We start from the raw sequence: 11,142 nt of genomic DNA on the forward strand, positions 1-11,142 counted from the left end.
GTGCCGTCGGCGGTCGACTCGCCGCTGGTCGACGACGAGCCGTCGCCCGGGCGGTCGAGGACCTTCACGGCGATCGGCGCGTCGCCGGCGTCGGCGTCGCGGGCGAAGTACACGGTGCCCAGTTTTGGTTGCGGGAAAGAAGGGAATTGCGTAGGCACCATGACTAACGCCGATCAAAAGGAACTCGACAAGTTCAGCCAACTGGCCCACCGCTGGTGGGACCCGGGCAGTGACTTCAAGCCGTTGCATGAGATCAATCCCTTGCGCCTCGATTGGATCGACGCACGGTGCGTACTGACTGGCAAGAAAGTTCTGGATGTCGGCTGTGGCGGTGGCCTGCTTTCCGAAGCGATGTCCCAGCGAGGTGCGACAGTGACCGGGATCGATCTTTCGGACAAGGCCCTGAGTGTTGCCCGCCTGCACCTGCTGGAAAGCGGGAGATCGGTCGATTACCGCAAGATCTCGGCTGAGGCACTGGCCCGCGAGGAAGGCGGCAGCTACGATGTGGTCACCTGCATGGAGATGCTCGAGCATGTTCCTGACCCAGCCAGCACCATCGCCGCCTGTGCCTCCCTGGTCAAGCCGGGGGGGCATGTGTTCTTTTCGACCATCAACCGCAATGCGAAGGCCTATCTGCTGGCGGTCATCGGCGCCGAATACCTGTTGCGGATGCTGCCCCGGGGTACCCACGAGTACGCGCGCTTCATCCGGCCGTCGGAACTGCTGCGCTGGGCACGCGAGGCTGGTCTCGAGGCACTGGAAGTGCGCGGGCTGACCTACAATCCGTTGACCGGACGCTATGCCATGGGGCATGACACCGACGTCAATTATCTGGTGCGCATGGTGCGCAATGTTTGAGGCAGTCCTGTTCGATCTCGACGGGACTTTTGCCGATACGGCTCCCGATCTGGCTGCGGCCCTCAACCGCCTGCGCTCCGATCTTGGACTGGCGCCTGTTCCTCCTGCCCATCTGCGACCATACACTTCGCACGGCGTGCGCGGCATGCTCAAGGCGGGCCTCGACATGTGGCCCGGCCAACCGCTGTATGCCGAGTTTCATGAGCGTTTCCTCGACTATTACAGTCAGGACATCTGTGTCGAGACGACCGTATTCCCGGGAATCGATGAAATTCTGGCTCGTTGCGAGCAACATGGGGCGCCTTGGGGGATCGTTACCAACAAGGCACAACGCTTTACACTGCCGCTCCTGAGTCGCCTGGGTTATGCCAAGCGTGCTGCCTGCGTGGTGAGTGGCGATTCGGCCCGGCGAGCCAAGCCGGCACCGCAGCCGATGCGGCTGGCCTGCCGCTTGATCGCCAGGCAAGCGGCGCACTGTCTGTACATCGGCGACGACCCGCGAGACATTCAGGCTGGTCGTGCCGTGGGAATGGTCACTGTCGCGGTGCGCTACGGTTATCTGGGAGATGGCGACCCGATCGAAACCTGGGGTGCCGACCATCTGGTCGACCATGCGCGCGAGATCGCGAGCGTGGCAGGTATCGCCTGATTGATGCCGACTGCTCCATGCTGCGCTAGACTGCACCGATGTCATCAACCGCGCTGATCCTCTTTGCTCATGGTGCTCGCGATCCGGAGTGGGCCGCACCGATGCGCCGCGTCCGTGCGGTGGTGCGCGAGCAGGCCCCCGGACTGCGCGTCGAACTCGCTTTTCTCGAGTTCATGCAGCCCGACTTGCGTACCTGTGCCGAGTCGTTACTGGCCGACGGTGCCGAGCGGGTCGTCGTGCTGCCGATCTTCGTTGCCCGGGCCGGGCATCTCAAGCGGGATGTGCCGCTCCTCATCGACGAACTGCGGCAGCAGTATCCCGCGATGCATTTTGAACTCGCCGATGCGATTGGCGAGGTGGACTCCGTCGTGCAGGCGATGGCTGGACATGCGCTGCTGCTGGCTGCAGTCTAGGTGGAGTATCGCGCTGCCTAAGGGCGTCGATGTACCGCCCGTCGTCGTGCTCTGCCGGCGGATTGCCCGCCTTGTCGAACGGGTGGTCGGTGCCTGATTTCCGCTGCTCGCCGATCGGCTATCTGGCAACGCCGTTTCACGACCGCTTCGGCATTCCTCGCCAGCCGCGCCTGGCACCCCACGCGCATGGCCAGTTGCGTCTGCTGCGACCGTACGACCGGGCGGAAGCGGTGCGCGGGCTGGAGGCCTTTTCGCATGTCTGGCTCAGTTTTGTCTTCCATCGCAGCGCCGGGAGCTGGAGTCCCACCGTTCGTCCGCCGCGGCTGGGTGGCAACCAGCGGGTCGGTGTGTTTGCCAGCCGCAGTCCGTTTCGCCCAAACCTGCTGGGGCTGTCGCTGGTCGAGTTGCTCGCCATAGACACCAGCGTCGGTGTCTTGCTGACCTTTGGCGGAGTGGATCTGCTGGACGGCACGCCGATTCTCGACATCAAACCCTACCTTCCATTCGTCGAGAGCGAGCCGGCTGCGCGCAGCGGCTTCGTCGACGGTCCGCCCCCGCAACTTGCCGTCGACTTCAGCCCCCTGGCGCAGACTCAATTGCACCGGCACGAGTCCCGCTGGCCGGACCTGGCTGCCCTGATTCGCGAAGTGCTGGCACAGGACCCGCGTCCCGCGTACGCAAGTGACGAGCGGCGGTGCTATGGTTTCCGTCTCTACGACCTGGAGATCAGATGGCGCTGTATCGGGGGGCAAGCGATCGTCGAGCAGATCGCCGGGCGGAAAAATGGGCATCAGGTCCCTTGCGTGTCGGCCTGGCCGGGCTTGCTGCGTTAAAAGTGGATTATTGGGGCATTCGTGCTGGTCTTGCCGAGTGCATGGTCGACGCTCCGGCCGCCGCGGTAGGGAACGCGCGTCGTTGCGCTGGCAAGTCATCAGAGTGGAGAGCATTCCATGAACAAGTCGATCGGAGCATTGCTCCTGTTGCTCATCGTGCCGACCGCCGGACTGGCGGATGGGCGCGGGCATGGTTCGGCTACGGTTTCAGGGGCCGTGGTCGTCGGCGGTGCTTACGGGCCAAGGGGCGGATATTATGGGCCGCGTGGCGGGTATTACGGCCCCGGATGGCGATCGTATGGTCCAGGCGTCGGCGTTTATTACGGCGCACCTTTGGGTTGGGGCTGGCCGTGGGGACCCCCCGTTTATTACCCGCCACCGGTGGTCTATCCGCCAGTGATTGCGGTGCCACCGCCGGTCGTCTATGTCGAGAAAGGCGCTGCCGGCGACGCCGCGGTGCCGGGCAGCGGGGAATCGCTGGAACCCGGCTACTGGTATTTCTGCCGGCAGAATGGCGGCTACTACCCGGCAGTCATGCAGTGCCCCGGCCCTTGGGAGAAGGTGGCGCCGGTCAACGACTAGGCATCTTGCGTCAGGCGGGCCATGGCGGAGCAAGCTGCTTGTACGCTGGCCTGCCGGGGCCGCCAAGCTGTCAGTTCAGGGTGCCAGACGTTCACGAATCCATTGGTGGTTGGCGTCCAGCCGATAGCGCAGGCGGTCGTGCAGGCGGCTTTTGCGGCCCTGCCAGAATTCCCAGCTATCGGGTTGCAGGCGGTAACCGCCCCAGTGCGGTGGCCGTGGCGGGTGCAGCAGGAAACGCGCGCCATAGTGTGCGGCGTTGGCGAGCAGTACGCTGCGACTGGAAATGACCTGGCTCTGCGGGCTGGCCCAGGCCCCGATGCGCGAATCCAGCGGGCGTGTGGCGAAATAGGCGTCACTTTCTGCCACACTGACCTTGTCTACGCGACCCTCGATGCGTACCACCCGTTCCAGTTCGACCCAGTGGAACTGCAAGGCCGCCCAGGGGTTGGTGGCCAGTTCACGGCCTTTGCGGCTGTCGTAATTGGTGAACCAGGTGACGCCTTTCTCGTCGAAAGCCTTGATCAGAACGACCCGTGTCGACGGCCGCTGGTTGCTGTCCACCGTCGCCAGGGTCATGGCGTTTGGCTCGGGCAAACGGGCGCTGATCGCTTCATTGAGCCATTGCGCGAACTGTTCGAGCGGGTCGGCGTGCGACGCCTCTTCACTCAGTTCGGCGCGTTCGTAGCTCTTGCGCAGGGTGGCTATATTGGTCATGACGAGGCCGGTGATAAAGGTGGGCGGGAGTCTCTTGAGTCAAGGTCCGGACTCGCAACCGGTCGCGCCGACCCGGTGCGACCAGCCATGCGCGGGATCCCCCGAACGGTGCACTTGGCGGGGGCTGCGTTCCGCCTGGATTGGCTTCTAGGCATGCAGCCAGTCCTGTCGCAGCGCATTGGTCTTCTCCGCCGCTTGCAGCTGGTGATGGTCACGCAGCGGTGCTTCAAGCCGGACGGAGACTTCCATCAGTTCGTCGCGCCGAAAGACATGCATTCTGACCGTGTCCCCGGGTTTGTGGCGACTCAGGAGACGCTCCAGCGTGTCTGGCGTGACGCGCAGGCCGCCGATCGCCAGCAGCAGGTCGCCAGCCGCCAAGCCGGCCGCCTGCGCCGGGCTGTCCCGGTAGACAGTCGCCAGGCGAACTTCGTTACCTTCCTTGCTGGTCTTGGCGCCGAGCGAGGGGGTGCGCGAACTGGTCGATGATTTCAGGCGGATGCCGAAGGGTTGCAGCAATCGACCGAGTTCAAGATCGGCCGTTCCGTGTACTGCATCGGCAAAGAATTGCCGCAGGTCGAGCCCGGAAAGGTCTTCCGCCAGCAGCCGGATGTCGTCATCGCCTACGCCGACGCACTTGTCGTGCCGTAGCCAGAGCGCACGCATCACGTCATCGAGCGAAACCCGGCCGACAGTCTCGGAGCGCAGCGTGAGGTCCAGCGCCAGGGCAACCAGTGCTCCCTTGGCGTAGTAGCTGACCACAGCATTGGGCGTATTCTCGTCCGGCCGGTAGTATTTGGTCCAGGCATCGAAGCTTGATTCGGCGAGGGTCTGCCGCAGCCTTCCGGGGTCTCGCTGGACCCGGTCAATGGTCCTGGCGATCAGTGCCAGCCAGTCCTTCAGCTTGATCAGCCCGCAGCGCAGGAGGGTCAGATCATCGTAGTAGGAGGTGAAACCCTCGAACGCCCAGAGCAGGGTGGTGTAGTTCTCGGCGTCGAGATTGTAGGTGGCGAAAGCCGTTGGCTTGATGCGCTTCACGTTCCAGGTGTGGAAGTACTCGTGGCTGCACAGACCGAGAAAACCGCGGTAGCGCTCGGGCATGCCGCGCATGCCCGAACACGGCAGGTCGTCGCGCGCGCAGAGCAAGGCGGTTGACGCGCGGTGCTCGAGTCCGCCATACGCATCGCCGACAGCGCTGACCAGAAAAAGGTAGTAGGGCATGGGTGCGGGCTCCCCGAAAAACGCGATCTGCCATTCACAGACGCGCTGCAGGTCTGCGCTCAGGCGCTGCATATCACAGTCGTGCCTTCCGCTGATGGCGATCTCATGCGGCACACCGCAGGCAGAGAAGCCGGTAAGGCTGAAATTTCCCATTTCGACCGGATGATCGATCAGCTCCTCGTAGCTGGCCGCCCGGTAGAGCCCAAAGCCGTGATGCTCGGCAGCTCCTGTTTCGCCAAGTGCAGGGGAAAGGGCAGTGGCGACACGCCACCCGGCGAAGTGGCTGCCTTGCGGTCGCTGGATGTCGACGAGACATGGTAGTTGCTCCTGACCGAGGGCGCGCAGAAAAACGTTGCTGCCGTTGAAGAAGGCATGTGTCTGGTCCACGTGCGCACCGCGCACCGAGAGGTCCCAGGCGTAGACCTCGCAGATCACGCTGAGCGCCTGACCCTGGGCGATGGCGGCTGCCTGCCAGGTGTGTTTGTCGAGTTTCTCCAGCCGCACCGGCTCACCGGCCGCCTCGGCGCGGATCGCCAGGATATGGCGCGCAAAATCACGAATCAGGTAACTGCCCGGGATCCAGGCAGGCAGGGCGAAACGCTGGCCATCGACAGCCGCTGTGCGCAGCGTACAGCGCACTTCCAGCAGGTGTGCCGCAGGATTGCTCGGGCGAATGCTGTAGTGGATCGGGACAGCCTGCATCGGATGGTTTTCTGTCTTGCTGGGTGGATTGACCGGAATTGTACGGCTTGTCGGCGGTCCTATGGCATAGTGTTGAGCAGCGCAACGGCGGGATCGACTTTTGCTGTTGACTGTTCGGGGCGTCGTACGGCACGGTGTGTGCACGCGATCGACCGCGGTTTCATGACTTGATCATTGCTTTGCGCGTGACCCAAGTCATGCCACAATCGCAGCGTTCGGGATTTCTCGACACCCATTCATCCGTTGACGAGAGGAAGGAGACAAAATGTTCACATTTTTCGGGCGCTCTGCGCTCGTCGCAGCCTTCGCCACCACCCTGCTGTCCACGCCGGCCGTGGCGCAGGAACTTGCCGGGACCCTGAAAAAGATCAAGGAAACCGGATCGATTTCGCTCGGGCATCGCGAGTCGTCGATTCCGTTTTCGTATTATGACGACAAGCAGCAGGTCATCGGCTATTCGCACGAACTGATGCTCAAGGTGGTCGATGCCATCAAGGCCGATCTCAAGCTGGCCAAGCTCGACGTCAAGCTGTTGCCGGTCACTTCGGCCAATCGCATCACCTTGGTGCAGAATGGCTCGGTGGACCTCGAATGCGGTTCGACGACCAACAACACCGAACGCCAGAAGCAGGTCAGCTTTTCGAACAGCATCTTCATCATCGGCACCCGACTGATGACCAAGACCAATTCCGGCATTCAGGACTTTCCGGATCTGGCCGGCAAGAATGTCGTGACGACCGCCGGTACCACCTCCGAACGTCTGTTGCGCAAGATGAACGAAGACAAGCAGATGAAGATGAACGTGATCAGTGCCAAGGATCACGGCGAGTCCTTTCTGACGCTGGAAACCGGCCGTGCGGTTGCCTTCATGATGGACGACGCACTGCTCTATGGCGAGATGGCCAAGGCCAAACGCGCCAGCGACTGGGTGGTGGTCGGTACACCGCAGTCGTACGAAGCCTATGGCTGCATGCTGCGCAAGGATGATCCCGCCTTCAAGAAGGTTGTCGACGCCGCCCTGGCCAAGGCCATGACCTCCGGCGAAGCGGAGAAGATCTATGCCAAGTGGTTCCTGCAGCCGATCCCGCCGAAAGGCCTGAACCTCAACTTCCCGCTTTCCAGCGCTGTGCAGAATATGTACAAGTCACCCAACGACAAGGCGTTCGAGTAAGCGGATTTCCATCCCGGGGGCCTGCCGGTCCCTGCGGTAGAACTTGTCTGCACAGGAGGAGCCATGTTCAAGAAGACTGTAAGACGATGGGTCATGGCAATGGTGTCGAGTTTCTTCGTCGCCAGTGCCGCAATGTCGGCCGACAAACCGAAGGTCGTCATCCTTGCCACCGGTGGGACGATTGCCGGTGCCGGTGCCGATGTAACCAACAGTGCCACCTACCAGGCCGCCAAGGTGCCGGTGGACAAGCTGATCGCCGGGATTCCGCAACTGGGCACGGTTGCCGAGGTGAGCGGCGAACAGGTCTTCCAGATCGCATCGGAAAGCTTTACTAATGCCAATCTGGTCACGCTGGGCAAGCGCGTGTCGGATCTGGTCAAGCAGAAGGACATCGACGGCGTGGTCATCACGCACGGTACAGATACGCTCGAGGAAACTGCCTATTTTCTCAACCTGGTGGTGCGTACCGACAAACCGATCGTTCTGGTCGGCTCGATGCGGCCGGGGACTGCCATGTCTGCCGACGGCATGCTGAATCTGTACAACGCGGTAAGTGTGGCGGCCAGCAAGGATGCGCGTGGCAAAGGTGTGCTGGTGACGATGAACGATGAAATCAACAGTGGTCGCGATGTCGCCAAGATGGTCAACCTCAGAACCGACGCCTTCAAGAGCCCCTGGGGACCGCTGGGCATGGTCGTCGAGGGCAAGAACTACTGGTTCCGTCTACCCGCGAAGCGGCACACCAGCAATTCCGAATTCGACATCGACAAGATCGAAACGCTGCCGTCGGTTGAAATCGCCTATGGCTCGGGCAACGCGAACGATACCGCCTACCGTGCCTTCGCGGCGAACGGTGCCAAGGCGATCATCCATGCGGGGACCGGCAATGGTTCGGTGAGCAATGCGGTAGTGCCCAGTCTGCAGGAACTCCGCGGCAAGGGCGTTCAGATCATCCGTTCATCGCACGTCAATGCCGGTGGTTTCGTGCTGCGCAACGCCGAGCAACCGGACGACAAGTATGACTGGGTGGTGGCGCATGACCTCAATCCGCAGAAGGCGCGCATACTGGCGCTGGTGGCGTTGAGCAAGACACAGGACAGCAAGGAGTTGCAGCGGATTTTCTGGGAGTATTGATTCGCTTTCGGCGACCGGGGCAGGACGGCCTGGTTAGGCCTCCCCTGCCCGGTTTCTAGGAGAGGCACGTATGGCTTACAACTGGAACTGGGGCGTTTTCCTGCAGCCGACGGCGACGGGCGATGAATCGACGTATTTCGGCTGGATGCTCTACGGCTTCAAGATGACCATTGCCCTGTCGCTTTCGGCCTGGTTGATTGCGCTGGCCGTGGGCGCGGTGGTCGGCGTGCTGCGTACGGTCCCGAACAAATGGCTGTCCGGCATTGCCACGGCCTATGTCGAGGTCTTTCGCAACATTCCGCTGCTCGTGCAGCTCTTCCTCTGGTATTTCGTGATTCCGGAGCTGCTGCCCGAGAACCTGGGCAATGCCTTCAAACAGACCAATCCGATCCTGCAGCAGTTTCTCGCCTCGATGGTCTGCCTGGCGCTATTCACCAGTGCGCGGGTCGCCGAGCAGGTGCGCTCGGGGATCAACTCGCTGCCGCCCGGCCAGAAGAACGCCGGGCTGGCGATGGGTTTCACCCTGCCGCAGACCTATCGCCACGTGATGTTGCCGATGGCCGTGCGACTGATCGTGCCCCCCCTGACCTCCGAATTCCTCAACATCTTCAAGAACTCTGCCGTCTGCTCGACGATTGGTCTGCTGGAACTTGCCGCCCAGGGTCGGCAACTGGTCGACTATACTGCGCAGCCCTACGAGTCGTTCATTGCCGTAACCGTCGCCTATCTGCTGATCAACGTCGTGGTGATGTTCGGCATGCGCTGGGTCGAAGGGTACGTGCGGGTTCCCGGCTACATCGGAGGGAAGTGAGATGCATGACTACGACTGGTCTTCGATTCCCAACTCTCTCCCCTTTCTCTGGGATGGAATGAAGATTTCCCTGGAGATCACGCTCAGTGCCGTGGTCTTCGGGATCATCTGGGGAACCCTGCTGGCACTGATGCGCCTGTCCCCGGTCAAGCCACTGTCATGGTTCGCGGCGGGCTATGTCAACCTGTTTCGCGCGGTACCGCTGGTCATGGTGTTGTTGTGGTTCTTCCTGATTGTTCCGCGCCTGCTCGAAAGCCTCCTGGGATTGCCACGCGGTACGGACATGCGTCTTGCCTCGGCGATCGCCGGCTTTGCCCTGTTCGAGGCGGCTTATTACTCGGAGATCATCCGTGCCGGTATCCAGTCGGTGCCGAAGGGGCAAATGGGGGCGGCCAGTGCGCTCGGCATGACCTACGGCCAGGCGATGCGTCTCGTGGTGCTGCCGCAGGCCTTTCGCAACATGGTGCCGCTGCTCCTGACGCAGGGCATCATCCTGTTTCAGGACACCTCGCTGGTCTATGTTTCCGCCCTGGCCGACTTTTTTGGCGCGGCGTACAAGGTTGGGGATCGCGATGGCCGGCTGGTCGAGTTGCTGCTCTTCGCCGGCGCCGTGTACTTCGTGCTCTGCTTCACCGCATCACGCATCGTTCGCCACTACCAGAACAGGCTCAAGACGGCCTGAAGCCGCTTGAGGCAATGCCGCGAGGAGAGTTTCGATGATTTCGATGAACAAGGTCAGCAAGCATTACGGTTCTTTCCAGGTTCTCACCGATTGCACGACACAGGTGCACAAAGGCGAGGTGATCGTTGTCTGCGGTCCATCGGGTTCGGGCAAGTCGACGCTGATCAAGTGCGTCAATGGACTGGAGCCTTTTCAGAGCGGCGAGATCATCGTCAATGGCGTCTCGGTTGGCGACCCGAAGACCAATCTCTCGAAGCTCCGCTCGACGGTTGGCATGGTGTTCCAGAACTTCGAGCTGTTCCCGCACATGAGCATCATCGACAACCTGTGCATTGCCCAGATCAAGGTGCTCGGACGCAGCCAGGAGCAGGCGCGTGAGAAGGGCCACAAGCTGCTCGATCGGGTCGGTCTGCGCGCGCAGGCGGAGAAGTATCCGGGACAGCTCTCCGGCGGTCAGCAACAGCGCGTGGCGATTGCCAGGGCGCTCGCCATGGACCCGATCTGCATGCTCTTTGACGAGCCGACGTCGGCGCTCGACCCGGAGATGGTCAACGAAGTGCTCGACGTGATGACCGAACTGGCCCAGGAAGGGATGACCATGATGTGTGTCACGCACGAAATGGGTTTTGCCAGGCGGGTTGCCAGCCGGGTGATTTTCATGGACCAGGGCCGCATCGTCGAAGACGACAGCAAGGAAGCCTTCTTCGAACATGCGCGCTCGGAACGGGCGCAGCAGTTTCTGGCCAAGATCCTGCATCACTGATCCAGGTTGCCCCAGGTCGAGGCGCCACTGCGCCAGACCCGGAACGAGTCGAGGGCCGCGCTGGAGCCGACAGCACTGCAGGTGTTGCCTGATCGTACTTGATCCACCCGATTCGAGGAGAAGGGCATGGCAATCGTTAGCGAATCGATCCTCAACCTGCGGCGCAATCTGCGCGAGATCGCCGACCACCTGAACCTGTCTGCCCGTGTCGAGGAGTATCTCGCGTGCTATTTCGTGGACGTCGAACTCGGCGGGGCAGGCGAAGCGAGTCCCGAAGATCTGATCGGAGCAGCCCTCCAGCATTTTCGTCTGGGTGAGTTGCGGCCGCTGCGCCAGCCGGCAATTGCGCTGTACACCCCGGATTTCGACCGGCACGGCTGGCATTCCCCGCACACCGTGATCGACGTGGTCACCGACGACATGCCTTTTCTGGTCGACTCGATCACCCTGCTCGTCTATCGCCACGGCCTGGTCATCCATCGTCTGCTGCATCCCTTGCTGGGTGCCGAACGCGATGCCGCTGGCCGCTTGCAGCGCAGCCTCCCGCGCGGTGCGCCCGGCAGTCAGCCGGAGTCCTGGATTCATCTCGAGATCGACCGCATCGGCGATAGC

Annotated in this window: 12 protein-coding genes and 1 pseudogene; 11 read left to right on the forward strand and 2 right to left on the reverse strand. The window is 62.1% G+C overall.

What is annotated here, in order from left to right:
- The first annotated feature begins 159 nt into the window (after positions 1 to 159).
- The 5 genes from ubiG (at position 160) to JNK99_RS12965 (ending at position 3,335) form a co-directional block, all read left to right on the forward strand.
- Positions 160 to 858: a bifunctional 2-polyprenyl-6-hydroxyphenol methylase/3-demethylubiquinol 3-O-methyltransferase UbiG gene (gene ubiG / locus JNK99_RS12945; RefSeq protein ID WP_291853780.1), complete on the forward strand. Its 699-nt coding sequence runs from the start codon at positions 160 to 162 to the stop codon at positions 856 to 858.
- On the forward strand, positions 851 to 1,507 hold the full coding sequence (locus tag JNK99_RS12950) for an HAD-IA family hydrolase (RefSeq protein ID WP_291853782.1): 657 nt from the start codon (positions 851 to 853) through the stop codon (positions 1,505 to 1,507). The genes ubiG and JNK99_RS12950 overlap by 8 nt, the downstream gene beginning before the upstream one ends.
- A 38-nt stretch (positions 1,508 to 1,545) precedes the next feature.
- Positions 1,546 to 1,920 carry a CbiX/SirB N-terminal domain-containing protein gene (locus tag JNK99_RS12955; RefSeq protein WP_291853784.1) on the forward strand — a complete coding sequence of 125 codons (375 nt, stop codon included), beginning with the start codon at positions 1,546 to 1,548 and terminating at the stop codon, positions 1,918 to 1,920.
- 89 nt (positions 1,921 to 2,009) lie between these two features.
- Positions 2,010 to 2,753: a tRNA (N6-threonylcarbamoyladenosine(37)-N6)-methyltransferase TrmO gene (gene tsaA, locus JNK99_RS12960; protein WP_291853787.1), complete on the forward strand. Its 744-nt coding sequence runs from the start codon at positions 2,010 to 2,012 to the stop codon at positions 2,751 to 2,753.
- Between the two features lie 117 nt (positions 2,754 to 2,870).
- On the forward strand, positions 2,871 to 3,335 hold the full coding sequence (locus JNK99_RS12965) for a hypothetical protein (protein WP_291853789.1): 465 nt from the start codon (positions 2,871 to 2,873) through the stop codon (positions 3,333 to 3,335).
- 75 nt (positions 3,336 to 3,410) lie between these two features.
- Here JNK99_RS12965 and pdxH read toward each other — a convergent pair whose 3' ends face one another.
- Positions 3,411 to 4,049 (reverse strand): pyridoxamine 5'-phosphate oxidase, encoded by a 639-nt coding sequence (pdxH, locus tag JNK99_RS12970; protein WP_291853791.1) that lies wholly within the window; start codon positions 4,047 to 4,049, stop codon positions 3,411 to 3,413.
- Positions 4,050 to 4,196: 147 nt separating this feature from the next.
- Positions 4,197 to 5,969: a PDZ domain-containing protein gene (locus tag JNK99_RS12975; RefSeq protein ID WP_291853793.1), complete on the reverse strand. Its 1,773-nt coding sequence runs from the start codon at positions 5,967 to 5,969 to the stop codon at positions 4,197 to 4,199.
- 265 nt (positions 5,970 to 6,234) lie between these two features.
- On the opposite strand from JNK99_RS12975, the gene JNK99_RS12980 reads away from it, so the two are divergent.
- The 6 genes and pseudogenes from JNK99_RS12980 to JNK99_RS13005 all read left to right on the forward strand — a co-directional run.
- Positions 6,235 to 7,140: a glutamate/aspartate ABC transporter substrate-binding protein gene (locus tag JNK99_RS12980; protein WP_291853795.1), complete on the forward strand. Its 906-nt coding sequence runs from the start codon at positions 6,235 to 6,237 to the stop codon at positions 7,138 to 7,140.
- Positions 7,141 to 7,233: 93 nt separating this feature from the next.
- Positions 7,234 to 8,274 carry an asparaginase gene (locus JNK99_RS12985; protein ID WP_291853805.1) on the forward strand — a complete coding sequence of 347 codons (1,041 nt, stop codon included), beginning with the start codon at positions 7,234 to 7,236 and terminating at the stop codon, positions 8,272 to 8,274.
- Positions 8,275 to 8,344: 70 nt separating this feature from the next.
- On the forward strand, positions 8,345 to 9,085 hold the full coding sequence (locus tag JNK99_RS12990) for an amino acid ABC transporter permease (RefSeq protein WP_291853797.1): 741 nt from the start codon (positions 8,345 to 8,347) through the stop codon (positions 9,083 to 9,085).
- Position 9,086: 1 nt separating this feature from the next.
- Complete coding sequence (gene gltK, locus JNK99_RS12995) at positions 9,087 to 9,767, forward strand: glutamate/aspartate ABC transporter permease GltK (protein ID WP_291853799.1); 681 nt, start codon at positions 9,087 to 9,089, stop codon at positions 9,765 to 9,767.
- A 34-nt stretch (positions 9,768 to 9,801) separates the two neighbouring features.
- Positions 9,802 to 10,530 carry an amino acid ABC transporter ATP-binding protein gene (locus JNK99_RS13000; protein ID WP_291853801.1) on the forward strand — a complete coding sequence of 243 codons (729 nt, stop codon included), beginning with the start codon at positions 9,802 to 9,804 and terminating at the stop codon, positions 10,528 to 10,530.
- Between the two features lie 126 nt (positions 10,531 to 10,656).
- A pseudogene (locus JNK99_RS13005) lies at positions 10,657 to 11,142 on the forward strand (NAD-glutamate dehydrogenase domain-containing protein); the annotation flags it as partial.

The sequence above is a fragment of the Accumulibacter sp. genome (assembly GCF_016789985.1).
Taxonomy (GTDB): domain Bacteria; phylum Pseudomonadota; class Gammaproteobacteria; order Burkholderiales; family Rhodocyclaceae; genus Accumulibacter.